General features: G+C 37.7%; 19 protein-coding genes. 13 read left to right on the top strand and 6 right to left on the bottom strand.

Translation table 11 applies throughout. The features are described from left to right. The first annotated feature begins 7 nt into the window (after positions 1-7). A complete protein-coding gene (locus A9996_RS04695; protein ID WP_066431567.1) occupies positions 8-1873 on the top strand; it encodes a SulP family inorganic anion transporter in 1866 nt (621 codons plus the stop codon). Between the two features lie 10 nt (positions 1874-1883). Continuing rightward, positions 1884-2510 (top strand): carbonic anhydrase, encoded by a 627-nt coding sequence (locus tag A9996_RS04690; protein WP_066431565.1) that lies wholly within the window; start codon positions 1884-1886, stop codon positions 2508-2510. A 122-nt stretch (positions 2511-2632) separates the two neighbouring features. Here the strand turns inward: A9996_RS04690 and A9996_RS04685 are convergent, their stop codons facing one another. Then, positions 2633-3172, bottom strand: a complete 540-nt coding sequence (locus A9996_RS04685; RefSeq protein ID WP_066431564.1) for a CvpA family protein — start codon at positions 3170-3172, stop codon at positions 2633-2635. Positions 3173-3266: 94 nt separating this feature from the next. On the opposite strand from A9996_RS04685, the gene A9996_RS04680 reads away from it, so the two are divergent. The 7 genes from A9996_RS04680 (at position 3267) to A9996_RS04650 (ending at position 11730) form a co-directional block, all read left to right on the top strand. Further along, positions 3267-3623, top strand: a complete 357-nt coding sequence (locus A9996_RS04680; RefSeq protein ID WP_066431563.1) for a hypothetical protein — start codon at positions 3267-3269, stop codon at positions 3621-3623. A gap of 132 nt (positions 3624-3755) precedes the next feature. Beyond that, entirely contained in the window at positions 3756-4775 is a 1020-nt protein-coding gene (gene pheS / locus A9996_RS04675; RefSeq protein ID WP_066431561.1) for a phenylalanine--tRNA ligase subunit alpha, read from the top strand. A gap of 124 nt (positions 4776-4899) precedes the next feature. Next, positions 4900-5400 carry a GbsR/MarR family transcriptional regulator gene (locus tag A9996_RS04670; protein ID WP_066431558.1) on the top strand — a complete coding sequence of 167 codons (501 nt, stop codon included), beginning with the start codon at positions 4900-4902 and terminating at the stop codon, positions 5398-5400. Positions 5401-5403: 3 nt separating this feature from the next. Beyond that, the gene (locus tag A9996_RS04665) at positions 5404-6528 is read left to right on the top strand and encodes an efflux RND transporter periplasmic adaptor subunit (RefSeq protein WP_066431556.1); all 1125 of its coding nucleotides are present in this window, start codon (positions 5404-5406) and stop codon (positions 6526-6528) included. Positions 6529-6547: 19 nt separating this feature from the next. Further along, a complete protein-coding gene (locus A9996_RS04660) occupies positions 6548-9700 on the top strand; it encodes an efflux RND transporter permease subunit (protein ID WP_066431553.1) in 3153 nt (1050 codons plus the stop codon). Beyond that, complete coding sequence (locus A9996_RS04655) at positions 9697-11115, top strand: efflux transporter outer membrane subunit (RefSeq protein ID WP_066431550.1); 1419 nt, start codon at positions 9697-9699, stop codon at positions 11113-11115. Before A9996_RS04660 ends, A9996_RS04655 begins: the two co-directional genes overlap by 4 nt. 12 nt (positions 11116-11127) lie before the next feature. Further along, on the top strand, positions 11128-11730 hold the full coding sequence (locus tag A9996_RS04650) for a TetR/AcrR family transcriptional regulator (RefSeq protein WP_066431548.1): 603 nt from the start codon (positions 11128-11130) through the stop codon (positions 11728-11730). Between the two features lie 238 nt (positions 11731-11968). On the opposite strand, the gene A9996_RS20205 is transcribed toward A9996_RS04650, so the two are convergent. Together A9996_RS20205 and A9996_RS04640 are read right to left on the bottom strand one after the other, a co-directional pair. Beyond that, positions 11969-12157 (bottom strand): putative toxin-antitoxin system toxin component, PIN family, encoded by a 189-nt coding sequence (locus A9996_RS20205; protein ID WP_211272630.1) that lies wholly within the window; start codon positions 12155-12157, stop codon positions 11969-11971. Positions 12158-12375: 218 nt separating this feature from the next. Next, positions 12376-12588, bottom strand: coding sequence for a hypothetical protein (locus tag A9996_RS04640; protein WP_066431546.1), 213 nt, complete (start codon positions 12586-12588; stop codon positions 12376-12378). A 141-nt stretch (positions 12589-12729) separates the two neighbouring features. On the opposite strand from A9996_RS04640, the gene A9996_RS04635 reads away from it, so the two are divergent. Then, positions 12730-13125, top strand: coding sequence for a hypothetical protein (locus tag A9996_RS04635; RefSeq protein WP_066431540.1), 396 nt, complete (start codon positions 12730-12732; stop codon positions 13123-13125). A 128-nt stretch (positions 13126-13253) separates the two neighbouring features. Here the strand turns inward: A9996_RS04635 and A9996_RS04630 are convergent, their stop codons facing one another. Continuing rightward, on the bottom strand, positions 13254-14255 hold the full coding sequence (locus A9996_RS04630) for an NAD(P)H-dependent glycerol-3-phosphate dehydrogenase (RefSeq protein WP_066431537.1): 1002 nt from the start codon (positions 14253-14255) through the stop codon (positions 13254-13256). A gap of 249 nt (positions 14256-14504) precedes the next feature. Between A9996_RS04630 and A9996_RS04625 the strand changes: the two genes are divergently transcribed. Both A9996_RS04625 and lysM read left to right on the top strand, forming a co-directional pair. Further along, a complete protein-coding gene (locus tag A9996_RS04625) occupies positions 14505-15458 on the top strand; it encodes a nicotinic acid mononucleotide adenyltransferase (RefSeq protein WP_066431535.1) in 954 nt (317 codons plus the stop codon). Between the two features lie 159 nt (positions 15459-15617). Next, positions 15618-16127: a peptidoglycan-binding protein LysM gene (gene lysM / locus A9996_RS04620; RefSeq protein WP_066431531.1), complete on the top strand. Its 510-nt coding sequence runs from the start codon at positions 15618-15620 to the stop codon at positions 16125-16127. Between the two features lie 36 nt (positions 16128-16163). Here the strand turns inward: lysM and A9996_RS04615 are convergent, their stop codons facing one another. Further along, on the bottom strand, positions 16164-17486 hold the full coding sequence (locus A9996_RS04615; RefSeq protein ID WP_066431528.1) for a TlpA family protein disulfide reductase: 1323 nt from the start codon (positions 17484-17486) through the stop codon (positions 16164-16166). Between the two features lie 75 nt (positions 17487-17561). After that, the gene (gene mfd, locus A9996_RS04610; RefSeq protein ID WP_066431525.1) at positions 17562-20927 is read right to left on the bottom strand and encodes a transcription-repair coupling factor; all 3366 of its coding nucleotides are present in this window, start codon (positions 20925-20927) and stop codon (positions 17562-17564) included. 229 nt (positions 20928-21156) lie between these two features. Here mfd and A9996_RS04605 point away from each other — a divergent pair, with 229 nt between their 5' ends. After that, a complete protein-coding gene (locus A9996_RS04605) occupies positions 21157-21588 on the top strand; it encodes a tellurite resistance TerB family protein (RefSeq protein WP_066431518.1) in 432 nt (143 codons plus the stop codon). Positions 21589-21691: the final 103 nt, after the last annotated feature.

The following is a 21691-nucleotide window of genomic DNA, read 5'->3' as shown; positions in this document are numbered from 1 at the left end:
AATATCTATGAAAAATCTATTTTCAAACATTAAAGGAGATGCATTTGGTGGGATAACCGCAGGCATCGTGGCCTTGCCGTTGGCACTTGCTTTTGGCGTATCATCAGGTTTAGGTCCAAGCGCGGGATTGTATGGAGCCATATTTTTAGCCTTTTTTGCTGCTTTGTTTGGAGGAACAAATACACAAATTTCTGGCCCCACAGCACCTATGACAGCTGTGAGTATGGTGGTAATTGCTGGCATCATTGCTGCAAACGATGGCGATGTGAGCAAAGCATTACCTGCAATTTTGACTGTTTTCTTGTTAGCAGGAATTATTCAGGTCGCTTTGGGATTTTTAGGGTTTGGTAAGTACATAAAATACATCCCCTACCCTGTGGTTTCAGGTTTTATGACGGCTATTGGCGTCATTATTTTAGTAACTCAAATTCTTCCAGCCATTGGATATTATCCAAAAGAGGATATCGCTTTTGTAGAAAAATTTAAACCGCAGGCAGAAGAATTACTTTTAGAGAACATATTAAAGGAGGAGGCAGGCGAAGGAATTCTTGTGCTCGAAGATTTTAAGGAAACCGTTTTAAGAGCAGAAACCATAACTCCAGATGATATTTTGAAAGAATCAAAAACACATGCAGCCAATGAAGCTTCGGGAGTTTTAGGTGCTTTCAAAGTCATGCCTCAAGCGGTAAAAAACATCAGTTGGTTAGAATTTATTCTGGCGCTTTCCACCATTTTAATCATTTATGGCTTTAAACGTATAACAACCGCAATTCCAAGTACTTTGGTGGCATTATTAGTCGTTTCTGGTGTTGCCGTTGGTTTTGGATTGGATTATAGACCTATTGAAGAAATTCCTTCTGGCTTACCAATCCCTAACCTGGAAATCATTACAGGATTTAGTTTGGCTGCTATTTCACCGTACATATTTACGGCACTTACTTTGGCCCTTTTAGGTGCTATTGATTCTTTATTGACCAGCGTTGTAGCCGATAATATGACGAAAACCAAACATAAACCTAATAAAGAATTAATTGGCCAAGGGATTGGCAACAGTATTGGTGCCCTTTTTGGTGGTTTACCAGGTGCTGGAGCGACTATCAGAACGGTTGTCAATATCAATTCTGGTGGAAAAACAAAATTATCTGGCATGATTGCAGGCGTAATGCTTTTGTTGATTTTGTTGGCATTAGGTCCAGTTGCTTCGCAAATTCCTGCAGCTGTTTTGGCCGGAATTTTAATAACAGTTGGTATAGGAGTCATGGATTATAAAGGATTGAAAGCCATTCCAAGTTTGCCTCGAGACATGAAAATTGGACCGCTTAAGGTAAGTTCCGAAGTATTGATTATGATGGTCGTTTTGGTACTTTCAAGTATATGGAATTTGGTTTATGCCGTCGGCATAGGTTTGGTGATTGCCTCTTTGATGTTTATGAAAAAAATGGGAGATTTGACTGCGGAACGATCTGACGTGAAACCACTAAAAGAAGAAATCGCATGGGATGATGAAGGAGATTTTCCTGAAAAATTAAAAGAAGAAGTCTTTATCAAACACGTAAAGGGACCTTTATTTTTTGGATCTACAAGCGAATTTCAGCAGTTGGCAAAACAGATTCCAAGCACTGCGAAAACTGTGGTTATTAGACTTGGTAGAATGCAGTATATGGATCAATCCGGATTATATGCTATGGAAGATGTCTTAATCGATTTGAGTAAGCAAAATATCAAAGTACTTTTTGTTGGTGTATTACAACAACCTAGATACTTGATGGAACGCATTGAAATTATTCCAAATTTGATTCCGACAGAGCATATTTTCACTAATTTTATGGACTGTCTTCATTGGATCAGAGCAAATGTGAAAGACACCGTGTAAAATTGAAGCCATGAATTTAGACAGAGTATTTGAAAACAATAAGGTATGGATCAAGGAAAAACTATCTACCAATCCTGGATATTTTAAAGATTTAGGAAAAGGCCAGAATCCAGAATTATTGTTCATTGGATGTTCGGATAGTCGTGTTACAGCAGAAGAACTGATGGGCTTGGGACCAGGTGAAGTGTTTGTTCACCGCAACATTGCCAATATGGTCATCAGTATTGACCTCAATGTCATGTCTGTAGTCAACTATGCTGTCAATAATTTAAAAGTAAAACATGTGGTGGTATGTGGCCATTATGCCTGTGGCGGAGTAAAAGCCGCGATGCAATCGGCAGATTTGGGGATTTTGAATCCGTGGCTCCGTAATATTAGAGATGTGTATCGCATACACCGCAATGAACTTAATGCCATTGCAGATGAGGAAAAAAGATACGACAGATTGGTTGAACTCAATGTTCAGGAACAATGTGTCAATCTGATCAAAACCGCTGCTGTTCAAAAAGCCAATAGAGATCGAGGCTTGATAGTGCATGGATGGGTGTTTGATGTCCACACTGGCAAACTTATCGACTTAAAAATCGATTTTGAAAAGTATCTCAATGATATTATGGAGATATATCATTTAGATTAAACCGATTGGAAACAATGCTCATGACGCCCGGCGACGGCTTTTCATTATTTCTATAAATCATTGATTTGGTTATCTTACTTCATTTGAGTCATAATCAAAAAACATACTAAAACAGATTGTGATCAAACTGATTGATCAGGGGTGAGAGGTTCATCTTCTGAAGATTTTTCCAATTCCTTTTTCTTCTCTAAAATAATCGGGAAAATCATAGGGATCAAAGATTTTACCGGAGCATAGAGCACTGAATCCTTAACGCTATCGTCGTCTGTGAGTGGAATGGCACGGTTCATACTGTCAAAAACATTAAGGAACACACTTAAAATGACTGCAACCTTTAAAGCTCCAAAGAGCGCACCAAGAAGTTTGTTGACAATACCTAAAGCGGCAAAATCAGCAAGCTTCGTCAGTGCTTTTCCGGCAAGGGCAATAACCAGAACAATAATGAGGAAAGTCACGGCAAACGCTACAATATTGACTGTCTTTTCGTCCCACTGAGAATTTTCATCTATCAATGTCGCGGCATAATTACTAAAATGGATGGCGCCATAAACACCGGCAACTAAAGCAATAAGAGAAGCAATCTCCACAAAAAAACCATTCATGAGTCCACGTACCAACCCGAAAAGGATTAGGACGGCCAAAACGATATCCAAAACACTCATATTCTATAGAATTTCATCAAATATAAGTTAACTTTGCGAGAATTATATTTGAGTTGAAATTGAAACTTTCAACCTTGAATCCGAAATTAAAGAAATGTCAAGAGACGAACAATTAAAACAGCGTTGGGAACTTATCGTTCATAAATTATCAGCTCAGTTTGCCGATGGAGACCCTTTAGATTTGGATGCCATTATTTATTTAATTGGTGTTCAAGAGCTTGGGCAACTCCATAAAAAATTCAAAAAAGACCATAAATTAGATTTAATGCATATTGCCATCTGCCGTTTATTGGAACCTTATGGCTATTATGAATTTGATTTTTATGATGATGATAAATGGCCACATTACAAAGTAAAAGAGCAATTACCTCCCTTAAAGGCTGGGGAACAGAGTGTCTTAATGAAAGAAGCCATTGTCAATTACTTTGTTGAAGTAGATTACATCAATTAACTTTGGGCTTCTGTGATCTTAAATATATCAAGCGTTTACCAATACAAGAAGAAGTTTCAAAATGAGATTTCTACTTCAATCGCTAACGCAAAATCTAAAAAAACAGTAAATTTGCCATTCATTTTTTGATTTATGATAGACAAGATTAAAGAACTTATTGCTGAAGCCGAAGCATTTAAAGCCCAATCTAAAGAGGAGATTGAAGCGTTCCGTATCAAGTATTTAGGTAAGAAAGGGTTGTTGAATGACTATTTTGCAGAATTCAAAAACGTATCCAACGAGCAAAAGAAAGAGTTCGGGCAGATCATCAATAAACTTAAGAACACCGCCGAAGATAAAGTCAATGCCTTAAAGGAAGAGCTGGAAAGTAAAGAAGAGGTTAAGGGCATTTATGGCGATTTATCCCGCCCAGGAGAACCTATTGCTATTGGTGCACGCCATCCTATTTCAATTGTCAAGAATCAAATCATTGATATTTTTTCGCGCATTGGTTTCAATGTGAGTGAGGGTCCTGAAATTGAGGACGATTGGCACAACTTTACAGCCTTAAACTTGCCAGAATACCATCCTGCACGAGATATGCAGGATACTTTTTTTATTCAAACAGATCCAGATATTTTATTACGTACCCACACCAGTTCTGTGCAGGTGCGCTATATGGAAAACAATGCACCGCCCATCCGTACCATTTCACCTGGTCGTGTGTATAGAAACGAAGCCATTTCATCACGTTCACATTGTTTCTTTCACCAAGTAGAAGGCTTGTATATTGATAAAGATGTCAGTTTTGCCGATTTAAAACAGACGCTTCAGTACTTTACAACTGAAATGTTTGGCAAAAGCAAAATCCGTTTACGTCCTTCCTACTTCCCATTTACAGAACCAAGTGCAGAAGTAGATGTGTATTGGGGATTGGAAACCGAAATTGACCACCGCATCACAAAAGGCACCGGTTGGTTAGAGATTATGGGCTGTGGTATGGTAGACCCTAATGTGCTTGAAAACTGTGGTATTGATTCAAAAATATATTCAGGGTTTGCATTCGGAATGGGCATTGATCGTATTGCCATGTTGTTGCATCAAATTGGCGACATTCGCTTATTGAGTGAAAATGACGTCCGATTTCTAGAACAGTTTAAATCGGCCTTATAAAATAAAATCCCACACAATTCTAAACCGATGGCTCCCTATCGGTTTTTTTTATTTAACATTCTTTTAACTTCGATTGGTTCGGACTGTTCCGAACCTGATTTATCTTTGCATAAAATTAATAGTCATGAATAGCGAAATTTGTAAGGAAAAACAAGATTTAGTTGAAAGACTGGGTGTTTTTATGGAGCAAAAAGAGCAATTGGCTCCAGTAGCTGCCCGTATTCTGTCATATATTGTATTGACAGGTAAACTTGGGACCACTTTTGAAGATTTAGTGAGAGATCTATGTGCCAGTAAAAGTACCATCTCAACACATCTGAATCATTTAGCCGATTTAAAGAGGATTGTTTACTTCACGAAACCCGGTGATCGGAAAAAATATTACACCATCAATGAAGACAGTATAGTTCAAAGTATTGACACTATGATGGACTCTTGGATCGTACAAAAGGAATTGCATTTAGAAATTAGAAAATATAAAGAAAATGCCAACAACCTAAACACCGATCATGCATCACGATTTGAACTTGATTTCCATGATAACTATATCCAATTTTTAGAAGAAGTCACTCAATCTGTAGCCACATTAAGATCAAAAATAATAGAAAAAAATACTAAACTGTAATCAATGAAAACAATCAAACTTCCTTTAGTCATCTCCCTAAGTGTTATCGCACTCTTTTTGAGCTGTGGAGAAAAAGAACAAGCACCACAAGGGTCACAAGGGCCATTGCCGTTCCAAGTCACTACAATTCCTCAAAAAACAGTGACAGGTTATACCGTATACCCAACAAGCATTGAAGGGGTCAACAACAGTGAAGTGCGTGCAAAAATTTCAGGTTACATTACAGACGTGTTAGTAGATGAAGGTCAGAAAGTAAGAAAAGGACAAACGCTTTTTAAATTGGAAACCCAATCACTTAACCAAGATGCAGCTGGAGCAAAAGCAAACGTCAATGCTGCACAAGTTGAAGTAGATAAGCTAAAACCTTTGGTTGAAAAAAACATTATTAGTCAAGTACAGTTAGAAACTGCCAAAGCCAAATTGCAACAAGCACAAAGTTCTTACAATAGTATTGCTGCAAATATTGACTATGCAACTATTAAGAGTCCTGTAGATGGTTTTGTTGGTGCTATCCGACTTCGTAAAGGAACTTTAGTGAGTCCTTCAACTCAGGAGCCCCTAACCACAGTTTCTGATATTAGTGAAGTGTATGCTTATTTTTCAATGAATGAAAGAGAATATCTTGATTTTATCCAAAATGCTGAAGGAAAAGATATTGAAGCAAAAATCAAGAATCTTCCAAAAGTCACCTTGATTTTGGCCAACGGTAGCGAATATGAAAAAGAAGGTACGGTTGAAACCATCAACTCACAGGTCAACCCAAATACAGGTTCCATTTCATTTCGTGCTATTTTTGATAATGATTCCCGATTGTTGACCAATGGAAATAGTGGCAAAATAAGAGTTCCTAAAACTTATAAAGACGCTGTAGTGGTTCCAAGAGAATCTACTTATGAGCAACAAGGCAGTTTCTATGTTTATAAGATAGCTGACGATAATATGGCTGTTTCAACACGCATCAGTGTTTTAGCAGATGTGAATAATATGTATGTCATTGCAGATGGTCTTAAAGAAGGTGATAGGATTGTTGCAAAAGGCGTTGCAAAATTAAGGGGCGATAGTAAAATCAAACCTATGGAAGTGCCTTTTGATAGCGTCGCAAAACCTATTGAAACAGTATTCAGATAATCAACCAAGATAAGAACTCATGTTAAAAACATTTATAGAAAGACCAGTACTTTCAACAGTGATCTCCATCATCATCGTCATTTTGGGTGTCCTTGGTCTTACCGCATTACCTATTACGCAGTATCCTGATATTGCACCTCCAACCATCTCAGTAAATGCGACCTATCCAGGCGCAAATGCCGAAACCATCTTGGAAAGTGTGGTCATCCCCATAGAAGAGCAAATCAATGGGGTGGAAGGAATGACCTATATCACCTCTAGTGCGTCCAATACCGGAACCGCCACTATCACTGTATTTTTTGATCAGGATGTAGATCCTGATATTGCTGCGGTAAACGTTCAAAACCGTGTGGCGCGTGCCAATTCGCAATTACCACAAGCCGTTTTGCAAACAGGTGTAACCACTTCAAAACAGCAAACAAGTGCCTTAATGTTCATGTCATTTTATAGTGAAAATCCTGACTATAATGACACCTACATCCAGAATTACCTTAAAATCAATGTCATCCCAGAGTTACAAAGGGTGAATGGTGTTGGTGATGTCAATGTATTCGGGTCTAAAGATTACGCCATGCGCATTTGGCTACAACCAGAAAAAATGGCCGCTTATGGTTTAATTCCAACAGATGTGACCGCGGCTTTACGCGAACAGAGTTTAGAGGCTGCCGCAGGATCTTTAGGTGAGAATGATGGCGAAGCTTTTAGTTATGTGATTAAATATGGCGGACGCTTTAAAACTGAAGCACAGTATAGTGACATTATTATAAAAGCATTGGGCAACGGCCAATTTTTAAAATTATCAGATGTTGCAGATATAGAATTAGGTGCACAGTCTTATTCTGGTGGTTCCATTACAAATGGGAAACCTGCGGTAAATCTGGGGATTTTTCAAACCAAAGGTTCGAACGCACGGGATATTATTATCGAAATTGAAAAAAAACTCGAAGAGATCAAAGCCGATTTGCCAAAAGGCATTGAACTTTTTATACCCTATAACACCAACAATTTCTTAAATGCTTCCATTGAAAAAGTGGTGACTACTTTAGCAGAAGCCTTTTTATTGGTATTCTTGGTAGTATTCATATTCTTACAGGATTTTAGATCCACATTAATTCCTGCCATTGCAGTTCCGGTGTCCATCATTGGTACCTTTTTCTTCTTAAATCTCTTTGGATATTCTATTAACCTCCTAACGCTTTTCGCCTTGGTCTTGGCCATTGGGATTGTTGTAGATGATGCCATCGTGGTGGTTGAAGCGGTGCATGCCAAAATTGATGAAGGAGAACATGACCCTAAGAAAGCTACTGTAGAAGCCATGCATGACATTTCAGGCGCTATTATTTCCATTACTTTGGTGATGTCCGCAGTATTCATTCCGGTGACCTTTATTCAAGGGCCTACAGGGGTTTTTTATGAACAATTTGGAGTAACGCTTATTGTAGCTATCATCATTTCTGCAGTTAATGCATTAACGTTAAGCCCTGCATTATGTGCCTTGTTCTTAAAAGGTCATGATGAGAAGCAGGATAAAAAGAAGAAAGGTTATCTCGGGCGCTTTTTTGATGGCTTCAATAGAGGCTTTGACGCCACCATTACAAAATATGGTAAGTCTGTCCACTTTTTATACCGCTACAAATGGATCACGGTTGTTATCCTGGTCTTATCAGTAGGTGCTATTTGGTGGTCATCCTCAGAATTAAAAACTGGATTTGTACCAGATGAAGATAGGGGTATTGTATTTGTAAACGTGGAACTCCCTGCGGGATCTTCCATTGACAGAACCCATCAGGTGAATAAAGATTTATATGATAAATTAACGCAAATTCCTGGTATAAAAGGCGGATCTCTTATTGAAGGAAGAAGCTTTTTGGGAGGCGCGGGTAGCAACTACGGATTGGGCTTTATCAGGTTGGACAATTGGGAAGACCGTAAAGAAGACTCACTTTCAGTACAAAGCATTACCGGAAAAATGTTTGGCGCTGCTGCACAAATTCCTGAAGCCAATATTATTTTCTTCTCCCCACCCAGTATTCCAGGCTTTGGTAACTCTACCGGAGTTGAGGTCAATTTATTGGACCGTTCTGGAGGGAGTTTTACGGAACTTGACAAAGTTACCCAAGACTTTGCAGAAAAACTTTCCCAACGTCCTGAAATTCAATACGCACAATCGTCATTCAACACCAAATATCCGCAGTATGAGATAGAACTAAATGCAGAATTGGCCAAAGAGTTGGGCGTGCCTATCAGTGATATATTCTCAACACTTCAGGGTTATATCGGAAGTATTTTTGCTGCCGATTTCTCCAGATTTGGTAAACAATACCGCGTGTATGTGCAGGCCTTACCTGAAGATCGTGCGGATGAGAGCGATTTGGGCAAGCTTTACGTGCGCACATCAAATGGAGAGATGACCCCAATTACAACGTTTGTCAACTTGAAAAGAGTGTATGGACCACAATCCGTCACACGTTTCAACCTATTTAATTCCGTTACTTTAAATGCGGCCATTATGCCGGGCTTTAGTTCTGGTGATGCCATTAATGCGGTCAATGAAGTGGCCAAAACATTGCCGGCCAATTATACCACCGCCTATTCTGGTCTGACCCGTGAAGAAGTGAGCGCAGGAAACCAAACCACGACTATTTTTATATTGTCTCTAGTATTTGTTTATTTCTTATTGGCAGCACAGTATGAAAGTTTTTTAATTCCTTTCTCTGTCATTCTATCCTTGCCCTTAGGCGTATTTGGAGCCTATTTTGTGACACAGCTTACCGGTTTGCAGAACAACATATATTTTCAAATCGCGCTGATCATGTTGCTGGGACTCTTGGCAAAAAATGCGATTTTAATTGTGGAGTTCGCCTTGCAGAGACGCCGTAATGGAGAACCGTTATTGGATGCGGCCATCAATGGTGCCGAAGCACGATTACGTCCTATTTTGATGACCTCCTTCGCCTTTATCCTCGGGTTGACGCCATTGGTATTTGCAAGTGGCGTGGGTGCAGCCGGAAACCGTTCCATTGGTACAGGAGCCGTTGGTGGCCTACTAATAGGAACTATCCTTGGAGTGTTTGTCATTCCAATTTTGTTCATCTTTTTCCAATGGTTACAGGAAAAAATCTCTGGAGCACCACACCAAACAGTAGAACTTAAAGAAGATTCAAACTCATGATAGCAATTTTAAAACACAGTACTTTTAAATATATGGTAATGCTGACCGTTTCAGCATTTACCCTCCAAAGTTGTTTTGTAGCAAAAGACTATGAACGCCCACAAGTTGAAGAAACCCAAAACCTGTATAGAACAGATGCTTTACCAACAGACAGCCTTTCAATGGCTGATCTATCGTGGAAAGAGCTGTTCAATGACCCTTATTTGGTGCAATATATTGAGGAAGGACTTCAAAATAATATAGACATCCGTGTTGCGATTCAGCAAGTATTGGCTGCGGAGGCTTATGTAAAACAAGGGAAAGCTGCCTATTTTCCATCCATTAGTGGGAATGCTTCTTTAACACATCAAGAGCTCTCAAAGAACAGCCAATTTGGTTCGTTCTTATCTGACACGTCTACAGATCAGTTCGAATTGACTGCAAGTTTATCTTGGGAGGCTGATATTTGGGGGAAAATAAGAAGTAACAAACGCGCATCTGAAGCGGATTATTTAAGAACCGTCGCCGCACATCAAGCGGTAAAATCCAGATTGGTATCTGATATTGCAGCCACCTACTACCAATTGCTGGCTTTAGATTCGCAGTTGGAAATCACCAAAACAAGCGTGATGGTAAGGGATAGCAGTGTCACCACTATCCAAGCCCTAAAAGATGCTGGAAATGTCACTCAAGTAGCGGTAGATCAAAATATCGCACAGTACAATAATGCCAGAGCTTTGCAAGTAGATTTGGAGGCTGCTATTTTTCGGACAGAAAACACCTTGAGTATTTTATTGGGGCAACAGCCGCAAGAGTACGTCCGAAGTGAGTTGGATAAACAACAGTTACAATCAGAATTGAAATTGGGCGTTCCAACAACCTTGCTAAGTAACAGGCCCGACGTTATTGCAGCAGAATACAACTTGATACGAGCTTTTGAATTGACCAATGTAGCACGAAGTAATTTTTATCCGTCGTTCACCATTTCAGCCACTGGAGGTTTCCAAAGTTTGGAATTGGATCAAATTCTAAACACCAATTCATTATTTGCAAATATTGTTAGCGGATTGACGCAACCTATCTTCAATCAACGTAAGATCACAACCCAAAAGGAAGTTGCTGACGCACAACAAGAGCAAGCGTTATTACAATTCAAGCGGTCACTATTGATTGCCGGCAATGAAGTCTCCAATGCGTTGTATACCTACACTGCCGAAACTCAAAAGTTTGAATACCGAACTTTGGAGGTAGAAGCCTTGCGAAATGCTGAAAGCAACTCCTCAGAACTATTGAAAAATGGGTTTGCCAATTACTTGGATTTGTTAACGGCAAGACAAAGTGCATTGAGCGCTGAGTTGAATGTGATTGATAGCAAATTGCAGCAATTGTTGTCTATCGTCGATTTGTATCAGGCACTCGGTGGTGGTTGGAAATAAATTGAGATTGAAATGACTACAAAATCTGATCTTTTGGAATGCTCAATTTTAAACTTTACCCAATTTGGAAGTAAACGTTTTACCTTAGACGAATTGGCAAGTTCCTTGGGCATTTCAAAAAAGACGATTTATAAATATTTTGATACTAAGGAAGACCTGGTCAGCCAGAGCCTGTCGTATTTATTGGACAAGTACCTTGCAGATATTAACGGCATCATCAAAGACACTTCAGAAGACCCTATTGTTAAAATCATTTTGATCTATAAAAAAGGATTTGAATACTTAAAACATTTTAAACCGTCCTTCTTATTCGGTATCAAAAAATACTACCCAAAAGCCGATAAAGTCTTTACTAATTTTTCAGCACAAATGGTTCATGGCACCATTTTATCATTATTAACAGAAGCCAAAGAAAAAGGCTATCTTAAAGACAAGGTCCAAATTAAACTCATTTGCGACCTTTACTTTTTACGGATTGACAACATCGCTTTCAAAAATGACAATTTGTTTGATCTATATTCCAACGAGGTCTTACTTCAGCACTTAATTGTGGTTAATTTGAAGGGGATTGTGGTTGAGGGGTATTCTAATGTGTTTTTTGGGGAGATTGCGTGAGGTTCTAGATTAATCAGTATTGTAGGATCAGAGTTTCAAATTTAGGTTGTTTACGCCAATATTGGTATTTTCTACCAACATTCTTCACAAAATTTTATTTTAAATCTTAGGTCATGAACATCTAACAGTTTAAATTTTCGCACAAAAATATGAGGTCTCTTTTTAAACTGAAGTAAATTGTTGGTGGAAAACACCAACAATGGCGAAGAACACATCGTACATTAAGAAGTCAGGCTATTTATTGACCTAAAATCTGATCTACGAAATCAGAATATTCTATAATTTTTGTTTTACCAATCTTCTTTAAAACAAGTAAATTAGCATCTCCTGTAATCAGATATTCTGCATTTGAATCTACTGAAAGGTTAAGCAAGAAATTGTCCTTTGCATCTCGACAGATTTTAATATCGGATTTTACTTCAACCAATTCTCCAAATTAATCAAAACACTCTAGTACTTTTTCTATATCTTTTGGAGTGAAATAAGATTTGAACTTAGGACGATTAACCATATTAACGAACTCTTCTATTAGCTCATTGGAAGAAAATCAAAATAATATTGTGGTTATCAAGGTGTCCATCAATTTGAGAAAGTTTTTTAGAAATAAGAAAGCTGTTCCAAAGATTAGTATCAAGGATTACCCTTTTATTTTTCATATCGGGCTTTTCTTACTTGCTCTACTTCACTTGTAATATCATCTAGCGAAATCTCGACTTTATTAGTCCTCATTTTTTTTAGAAGCGCTGAAAAGTCAGTTGTATTTTTTTCTTTAGTTATTTTTATCACATTCAGATCTGCCAGTTCTTTTAAAAGATTTCTAGCCTTGGGATTAAGTATCTCAATTTTAAGAGTTTCCATATTCCATCAATTTTTAATAAAGCTAATAAATTAATTTGAAATTAAGGTTGTTCAGAATATAAACTGAAAAATCAGTATTCATGATAAAACATTAACTTTGCCGTTCAATTAAAAAGATCCCCATTTTCATCGGGCATACATATGAAAAAAGACATCCAAATTCCAAAAGTTGAAGACGTTTTTGTAGCGGTCGTCACTGAATATAATGACATTTATAAAACCCAAGATTGGAATGCTTACATCATCAATGATAAAAACGTCGATTTAGAGGTCGTGTTGATTGTGACCAGTGGCTATTCTGATAAAAAAATGACCTCTATTTTCCGAAAAAAACTGGATGTGCTTCCCAAAAAAAGCTATGCGAAGATTGAGTTGATGCAGGAAGAATTGTTCGCTTTAAATAACGAATTTAAAGTCACCTTTTTTGAAGGAAATACCATGTTTGAAAAAACCTTCCTTTTCAAAGAAAATACGGTTAACGAAAAAGCCCTGCAGACTATTCCTTTGATGAAAGCGAAGGGAGTTCTTCTTAAATAGAACGTTGATGACACTTATTTTTCTGATTCCCACTGATTTATTCAAACAGGAATTTCAAAATTAACCTATAACCTCCACGCCGTTTCGAGACACACTTCCAGCTTCAATCTCCAAACTTCCAACTCTTTTTAATCCAGCTTATCAATCAATTTCTGAAACGTCCGTTTTGGGTCCTTGCCTTCGTATAATATGCCATAAATAGCTTCTATGATAGGTAACTTGCCTTTTCCTTCGCCTTTTTCAATAAGTCTATAGGCACTTTTTGTCGCATAGTAGCCTTCTGCCACCATATTCATTTCCATTTGAGCTGATTTAACCGTGTAGCCCTTTCCGATCATGTTTCCAAACATGCGGTTACGGGAAAAGAGTGAATATCCTGTAACCAATAAATCCCCTAAATAAGCAGAATCATTGATGTTCCGCTTCATCTTGTGCCGTTTCTTAATAAACCGCTTCATCTCACGTATGGCATTACTCATCAACACACTCTGAAAATTATCACCATAACCCAAACCATGCGCAATACCTGCAGCAATGGCGTAAATGTTTTTGAGCATTACGGCGTATTCGATGCCTATCACGTCATCACTTGTAGAGGTCTTTATGTAGTCGCTTGCTAAGTTTTTAGCTATTTCCTTGGCTTTACTTTCATCTGCACAAGCAATTGTTAAATACGATAAGCGTTCTAAAGCCACTTCTTCTGCATGACAGGGCCCAGAGATGACTGCTATGTTTTCAAAAGGAACTTCATAGATGTCATGAAAATGTTCGCCTACCAATTTTCCGGTTTCGGGCATAATGCCTTTTACTGCTGAAACGATGATTTTATCCTTGACACTTACAGTCATTTTTTCCAATTCGTCATGAATAAAAGCCGAAGGAATCACAAAAATCAACACGTCGGCATAGGCGGCCATCTCGTTCATGTCATTGCTAAGTTTGAGTTGTGACGTTTTAAATTCTACAGAGCTCAAATAACTCGGATTGTGCTGCTCCTTCAACAAATGCTCTTTTATGTAAATGCTACGCATGTACCAACCAACTTCGTCCAGATTTTCACATAGCATTTTTACAATGGCCGTTGCCCAACTTCCTGAACCAAAAACAGCATATTTTGTAGGTGTATCCATAGGTTTTCTAAATTACGTAATTCAAAAGTACATAAAATAAAATGGTAAAACCATTTCACAAAGCGGAGGTTCAAATTTTTGGCACGCGTTTTGGAAACTGTGATTTTATAATCTTTATTTTGTTGGATTTTAAAAAAACAGAACCTCTTCAAATCCTAAACTTTAGGTAGTGATTTTCAACTGTTTTGCTGTTTTCACAATGTTGCAAACATGCACCTCAAACCAATAATTTAAAATAAAATTGAACAGATGAAAACTTTAAAACTACTTTTCGGATTTGCATTAGCAGCAATCCTATTCTCGTCTTGTACTAAAGAAACGGTGTATGAAGAACCACCAATTTCATTGGATCAATTATTGCGTTCTTATGATTTGTGGTATGTTGATATCAACCAAACTACAGGTTATGGAGAAACTCCTTTTTTACAGATTGCTTTTACGCTATCATTTAAAAATGGCGTACTCTATGCCAATAATAATTTGGTGGGATTTGGACCTAACGGACAGGGTAACGGCTACGGGATTGCGGTTGGCGACTATGAAGCCTATGACATGATCTTAGATGTGTACCATGACCTTGATGGCTATCAAAGCTTTGACATTTACCAAGTAGACGCTGATACGATTGAGCTTTACAATCCTTCTAATGACACCTCTTATTTTTTACACGGCTACCAAAAATCTCAGTTTGATTATGATGTTGTGTTTTATGACAATATCCATTATTTTTTACAGGAATATGGGGCTTGGGAAAAAACCTTTACCAGTCAAATGGGCGCTCTAAATGAGTTTGATAATGAAAACTATTTACAGTTTTTGGCAGGTGGAAATGATTCGGAATTCAAAAGCTCTCAGGATGTCAATATCGCCAACCCTAATAACATTTATTGGGATTATACAGGTGTGTATGGTGTAGGTGATATTTCAGGAAATAGGACCCTCAAAACATTAACATTAGATTATGATTATTTTGACAATGAATTCTTCGAGCTCAGCGTTATTAATGATCAGAACATACAACTGTACCATGCTAATTCTGGCACTACGTATGAATTTACTGGACGAGGCTACATTCAATATTTGAGAAATGCTGAAGGAACATCTGATAAAAAATTCAGCCAAGGAAATACCTCTGACGTACAGAAAAAACGCAAGCAGAAAACTGCAAAAAAGGATAACCCTAAGGTAAATAAAAGGAGCTAAATTTTGGTTGGTTATTTAGCTTCTAGAAACGCTCATCTGATGAATTTCAGATGAGCGTTCTTTTTTTAACAATATATTGACAGCTCACACCATAAGGTTACAGATACTTATTGTAAATTACCTAGCAATCAATTTTAATTCTTAAAAACGTAAATTCATATGGGACTATTTTCATTTATTAAAAACGCTGGAAGCAAAGTGTTTGGCACAGGAAAAACAGATATCGAAGAAAAAGCAGAAAAACAAGCTGTTGCAAACGCAAAAGCCGCTGCTGACGAACTTAAATCAGAAAAAATTGCTGCTAAAAAACTGGAAGAAACAGTAAGGGATTTGAAACTGGACGTTGAAAATTTAAAAGTAGAAATTGAAGATGATATGGCCACTGTTACAGGTAAAGCGCACGATCAGGCGACCAAAGAAAAAGTTGTTTTAGTGATTGGTAACACTCACGGAATTGCATCAGTTGATGATCAAATGACTGTGGAACATGTGGAGCCGGAATCTCAATATCATACCGTTATAAAAGGTGATACTCTAGGAAAAATAGCAAAACAATATTATGGCAATGCTATGAAATATCCTTTAATATTTGATGCCAACAAACCTATGTTGACCAATCCGGATAAGATTTATCCAGGTCAAGTAATTAGGATTCCGAGTTTGGCATAAAAAATAAGAGGCTGTTTTTAAAATCAGCCTCTTTTTTTATAGGGTATTTAAAATGGATGTTAACTCTTCTAAAGACTGTGGTCTGGCCATGATTCTTTTATTCTTGTCCAATACAAAATAGGTTGGTGTCAACTCGATACCATACACCTCTGTAATAGGATTATTCCATTTGCCCAATCCTAAAACTTGAATAAAATTAGGGTAATTAGTAATTTCTTTTTTCCAGTGGGTTGCATCATCTTCCAAACCATAAGCAACAACCTTTAGTTTGCTTTCAGAGATTTCATCAACCATTTTCCTAATTAGAGGCAATTCCTGCAAACAGTGTGAACATTCACTGCTCCAAAAAATAAGCAGATAATGATCCGCGCCTTTTAAACCATGAAGAGAAGATTTTACTGTGTTGCCATCCACCGTCATTTCAATAGGAAAATCTCTTGCAATCGTCTTTAACGCCGTATTTTTATAGACGGTCAATTGATCAACGAGCACGTCATTTTTCGCATGTTTCGCGAGTTCCATCAAATAGGTATCGGTAATATAATTGGCTACAGGCGTTTCTTCTATCTGTACCATATTGTTCCAAACAGCCTGTAATAACACCATTTTTATCTCTCCATTCTCCGGCCCAATATAGTTGACTAAATTGTCAATTTGTTGTTTGTAAAAAGCTTCCGTTGGATCAGGAGACATTCCGAAAACATAAGCCATCACCCTATCTGATAAAAATTCTGAGCTTTGCAATAACGGATTACTAAAATCGACATTCTGCAAATACGTGCTTTTTAAATTTTTGGAGTATGTGGAAACATCTTCAAAGCTTTTAGGAATGTAAGGTTTGTTGGCTTGAATGAAAACAGAAGCCAATGTGCCTTTTGAGGCCAATTCAAAAGCGTTTTGCGTTTCATTCAAGGTTTTAAAAATATCTTTAAAGGCCTCTTCATCATCACTTTCTTGCGTGTAAAAATTGCTGATGGTTCTGTTGATCATCTCAATACTGTTGGTGTACGATGCCCATAATTTATTTTCATTTGACTCCTTGAAGTCCAACCCTTTGTTCAGACTGAACTCTAAAACAACATCCTCATCGCCACTGAAAATCAGATCGAAATTATGGTCTTCTTGCGGCACGCCATAGACTATTTTATAAATCCCTGCGGTGTTTGTGCTGTCCAGTACAATTTTAAACTGCCCATTTTCTTCTACTTTAGCTCTGTCCACATACACAGAACCTGTGGGGTTCGATTTGTATACAAAAGCGTAAGTGAAATCATTAGCTGGCGAAAAAGTGCCTTCAATACTGTGTTGTGCCATTAAGAATGATGGCAAAAAAGCTAAAATCAAAATCAATTTTTTCATACGAATTCTATCTTTTTATAAACTTACAAGCCCCAATATGCCGACATTGAAAAGGTTGAAAACTTATTTCCATAATCAAGCCACTATAGGCTGCAATACCGACAATGCTTGTTTGACGGTTTTGATCTGTTCAAAAGTAAGCAATAAACGCAAGCCTGTACGGGTTTGCTTTTCTTTCATTTTGGCGGCGTTTGGACGACTTTGGATATATTGCAGCACTTTGGTAAATCCTGCACTTTGATAAAATGCGCTCTGCTGATCATTGATAAAATACCCAATCATCTTACCTTGCTTCATCACCACCTTTTCCAAACCAATTTTTGTGGCGACCCATTTGATACGAACGCTGTTCAATAAATCAACCACTTGCTTTGGCATTTCACCAAAACGGTCAATGAGGTCCAACTCAAATTTTTGAAGTTCTTCCTCTGTTTTGATCTCGTTCAACTTGGTGTATAAATTCAGTCGTTCTGCGATATTATTCACGTAATCATCAGGAAATAGCAGCTCAAAATCTGTATCAATAGTGATGTCCTTAACATAATCTTTCTCAACATGGTCATCTTGATACAAATCTTTAAACTCAGTCTCCTTCAATTCTTCAATCGCTTCATTTAAGATTTTTTGATAGGTATCAAAACCTATATCATTGATAAAACCACTTTGCTCACCACCCAGTAAATCACCAGCACCTCTAATTTCCAAATCTTTCATGGCAATGTTGAACCCACTACCCAGTTCTGTAAATTGTTCCAGAGCTGTGATACGTTTTCGGGCATCATCAGTCATGGCTGAATATTCCGGTGTAATAAAATAACAAAATGCTTTTTTGTTGCTTCGTCCTACACGACCTCGCATTTGGTGCAAATCACTCAATCCGAAATTATTGGCATTATTGATAAAAATGGTATTGGCATTAGATACATCCAATCCGCTTTCTACAATAGTAGTACTGACCAAAACGTCAAATTCGCTATTCATAAAACTAAGCATCAACTGCTCTAATTTTTTACCATCCAATTGTCCATGGCCAATACCAATTTTGGCATCGGGCACCAAACGCTGGATCATTCCTGCCACTTCCTTGATGTTTTCAATCCGGTTATGGATAAAAAACACCTGACCGCCACGTTGTATTTCATAAGTAACGGCATCCCTGATGGCCTCCTCACTAAACCTGATCACGTGACTTTCTATAGGATATCGATTTGGCGGAGGCGTTGTAATCACTGATAAATCTCGTGCTGCCATCAAACTAAATTGCAAGGTCCTTGGAATTGGCGTTGCCGTTAAAGTCAAGACATCTACATTATCTTTGAGAGTTTTTAATTTTTCTTTGACGGCCACCCCAAATTTCTGTTCCTCATCAACAATCAAAAGTCCTAAATCTTTGAAGATGACATTCTTGTTCACCAATTGATGTGTACCGATAATAATATCAACAGTACCACTTTCAAGACGCTCAAGCGTGTCACGTCTTTCTTTTGCGGTTCTAAATCGGTTTAAATAGTCAACGGTAACAGGAAAATCTTTCAAACGCTCCGTAAAGGTTCTAAAATGTTGGTAGGCCAAAATGGTAGTAGGCACCAAAATTGCTACTTGTTTTCCATTATCAACAGCTTTAAAAGCAGCTCTGACTGCGACCTCGGTTTTGCCAAATCCAACGTCACCACACACCAACCGGTCCATGGGGCGTTCGCTTTCCATATCTTGTTTAATATCAGCAGTGGCGGTACTTTGGTCTGGTGTGTCTTCATATATAAAGGAGGCTTCCAACTCTAATTGCATGGAGCTGTCCGGGTGGTATTGATAACCTTTTTCAAGTTTGCGCTTCGCATAAACCTGAATCAAATTAAAGGCAATCTCCTTAACTCTGGTTTTGGTTTTTTGCTTTAATACTTTCCAAGCATTGCTACCAAGCTTGTAAATTTTTGGTGGTTTCCCATCCTTTCCATTAAACTTGGTAATCTTATGTAACGAGTGGATACTCAAATACAGCACATCACGTTCGCCATAAATCAATTTGATGGCTTCTTGTTTCTTACCTTCAACATCAATTTTTTGAAGGCCACCAAAGCGTCCAATGCCATGGTCAATATGCGTTACATAGTCGCCAATATCAAGATTGGTAAGTTCTTTAAGAGTGATGGCTTGTTTTTTGGCATACCCGTTTTTAAGATGGAATTTGTGATAACGCTCAAAAATTTGATGGTCTGTATAACAAGTGATCTGATTATCATGGTCAATAAACCCTTGAAATAAAGACAGTACAATAGTTTGATAATGCACACCATGTTCTAAGGCTCTATGCCGCTCCGTACTGGCATCTTCAAAAATATCATGAAACCGCTTGGCTTGCTGTTCGCTAACACAGGCAATGTAATTGGTGTAGCCCTTATCATGATAGGCATTTAAATTCTCAATCAGTAAATCAAATTGCTTATTGAAAGAGGGTTGTGGGGAAGTATCAAAAAGAATAGTATTGACTTCTTTGGACATGACCGCTGAACTCCCAAATTCAACCATTGTAAAATCGAGCATTTGTCGTTTTAGCAAGGTTGAATCACAAAACAGTTCTTCTGGAGAAGCATGCTTGATGTCTTCGGACAAGGACTTGAAGGCCTCATGCGCTTTATTGAAAAAATCATCAATTCTTGAAAATAGCAAATCGGCATTTTTGGTAAATACAACTGTTTTTGAAGCAATATATTTTAAGAAACTCTCCCGGTTTTCATCTAAAAATTTATTCTCAACATTGGGTATGATGTTGATTTTTTTAATTTGCTCGGTTGATAATTGCGTTTCTACATCAAAGGTTCTGATACTATCTACCTCATCCCCAAAAAACTCAATCCGGTAAGGTCGGTCGTGTGAAAATGAAAACACATCCACAATTCCTCCACGGACTGAAAACTCCCCAGGTTCCGTCACAAAATCAACACGTCTAAATTGGTATTCAAATAAAACTTCGTTGACAAAATCAATGGATAAGTTATCACCTACCGAGATTTTTAGGGTGTTGCGCTCCAGCTCCTTTCGGGTTACAACTTTCTCGAAAAGCGCGTCAGGATAAGTAACAATAATGGCTGGTTTTTTACGGGAATTGATGCGGTTTAAAACCTCAGCGCGCAACAACACATTAGCGTTATCCGTTTCTTCAATTTGATACGGCCGTCTGTAACTTCCAGGATAAAATAGCACGTCCTTATCATTGAGCATCAATTCAAGGTCGTTGAGATAAAAAGCAGCTTCTTCTTTATCGTTGAAAACCAACAAGAAAGGATGTTCTGAAATCTTAAAAGTTTCTGTAATTACAAAGCTCAATGAAGACCCAACAAGTCCCTTTAAATGCGTCTTACTTTGATGTACGGCAATAGCAGCCTGCAGATTTTGCGTTTGCAAAGTCTGTGCATAGGTTTGCGAGAGATGTGATTTACTCAAGAAAAATTATTTTGAGCAAAGATAAAGTTTAGATTTTAAATGGTCCTACTGCAATTGTAAATTTCATCTTAAAAAATCTCTCAAGTAGTAATTAAACCAAGAGCATAACAGAAACATAAGGCAATAGCGACAGCTTGGCAAGCATTTTTTTCATCTTATTTTTTTACCTATAATGAAAAAAATATGTAGTTTTACACTCCCGAATTGTCGGAATTAAAACAAAAAAGATATGTCATTTTCAGATTTATTTGATAGCGGATTTAAAAGGCGTAATGAAGATCATTTTGCTTCAATTGTTAGAGTAGCAATGGACGATGGAATTATTTCTGATGATGAAAAAGCATTCTTAGATCGTTTAGCGCGCAATCTAGATATTGGAGAGGAAGATTATAAGCAAATATTAATTGACTACCAATCTCATCCTATCAACCCACCTACTTCCTACGACAGGCGTTTGGAACGTTTATTTGATTTGGCGCGCATGGTTCATGTAGATCATATAGGAGGTCAAAACGAAGAAGTATTATTGAAAAAAATTGGGATAGGCTTAGGCTTTAGAACAGACAATGTCAAATATGTGGTAGACAAAGCACTAACATTGGTTGGCGATGGCGTTGATTTGGATACTTTTATTGACGAGATCAAGCATATGAATCGATAACAATTGGGACCGCTCGCGTTTTTAGAAGCAGGAATTTAGTTTATTCAAACTGTCTAAAAGAAAACCTAGAAGATCACAATAAGAAACAAAAAAACAACAGTTA

Origin of the sequence: Gelidibacter algens (genome assembly GCF_001678675.1) — a bacterium.
GTDB lineage: Bacteria > Bacteroidota > Bacteroidia > Flavobacteriales > Flavobacteriaceae > Gelidibacter > Gelidibacter algens.
This window is presented reverse-complemented; position numbering and strand designations above follow the sequence as displayed.

Coding starts and splice junctions, on each gene's coding strand:
- A9996_RS04615 (WP_066431528.1), bottom strand. CDS start 17,486: ATGAAAAAATTGATTTTGATTTTAGCTTTTTTGCCATCATTCTTAATG.
- A9996_RS04630 (WP_066431537.1), bottom strand. CDS start 14,255: ATGGATACACCTACAAAATATGCTGTTTTTGGTTCAGGAAGTTGGGCA.
- A9996_RS04660 (WP_066431553.1), top strand. CDS start 6,548: ATGTTAAAAACATTTATAGAAAGACCAGTACTTTCAACAGTGATCTCC.
- A9996_RS04655 (WP_066431550.1), top strand. CDS start 9,697: ATGATAGCAATTTTAAAACACAGTACTTTTAAATATATGGTAATGCTG.
- A9996_RS04670 (WP_066431558.1), top strand. CDS start 4,900: ATGAATAGCGAAATTTGTAAGGAAAAACAAGATTTAGTTGAAAGACTG.
- A9996_RS04640 (WP_066431546.1), bottom strand. CDS start 12,588: ATGGAAACTCTTAAAATTGAGATACTTAATCCCAAGGCTAGAAATCTT.
- lysM (WP_066431531.1), top strand. CDS start 15,618: ATGGGACTATTTTCATTTATTAAAAACGCTGGAAGCAAAGTGTTTGGC.
- pheS (WP_066431561.1), top strand. CDS start 3,756: ATGATAGACAAGATTAAAGAACTTATTGCTGAAGCCGAAGCATTTAAA.
- A9996_RS04650 (WP_066431548.1), top strand. CDS start 11,128: ATGACTACAAAATCTGATCTTTTGGAATGCTCAATTTTAAACTTTACC.
- A9996_RS04635 (WP_066431540.1), top strand. CDS start 12,730: ATGAAAAAAGACATCCAAATTCCAAAAGTTGAAGACGTTTTTGTAGCG.
- A9996_RS04695 (WP_066431567.1), top strand. CDS start 8: ATGAAAAATCTATTTTCAAACATTAAAGGAGATGCATTTGGTGGGATA.
- A9996_RS04665 (WP_066431556.1), top strand. CDS start 5,404: ATGAAAACAATCAAACTTCCTTTAGTCATCTCCCTAAGTGTTATCGCA.
- A9996_RS04605 (WP_066431518.1), top strand. CDS start 21,157: ATGTCATTTTCAGATTTATTTGATAGCGGATTTAAAAGGCGTAATGAA.
- A9996_RS04680 (WP_066431563.1), top strand. CDS start 3,267: ATGTCAAGAGACGAACAATTAAAACAGCGTTGGGAACTTATCGTTCAT.
- A9996_RS04685 (WP_066431564.1), bottom strand. CDS start 3,172: ATGAGTGTTTTGGATATCGTTTTGGCCGTCCTAATCCTTTTCGGGTTG.
- A9996_RS04625 (WP_066431535.1), top strand. CDS start 14,505: ATGAAAACTTTAAAACTACTTTTCGGATTTGCATTAGCAGCAATCCTA.
- A9996_RS04690 (WP_066431565.1), top strand. CDS start 1,884: ATGAATTTAGACAGAGTATTTGAAAACAATAAGGTATGGATCAAGGAA.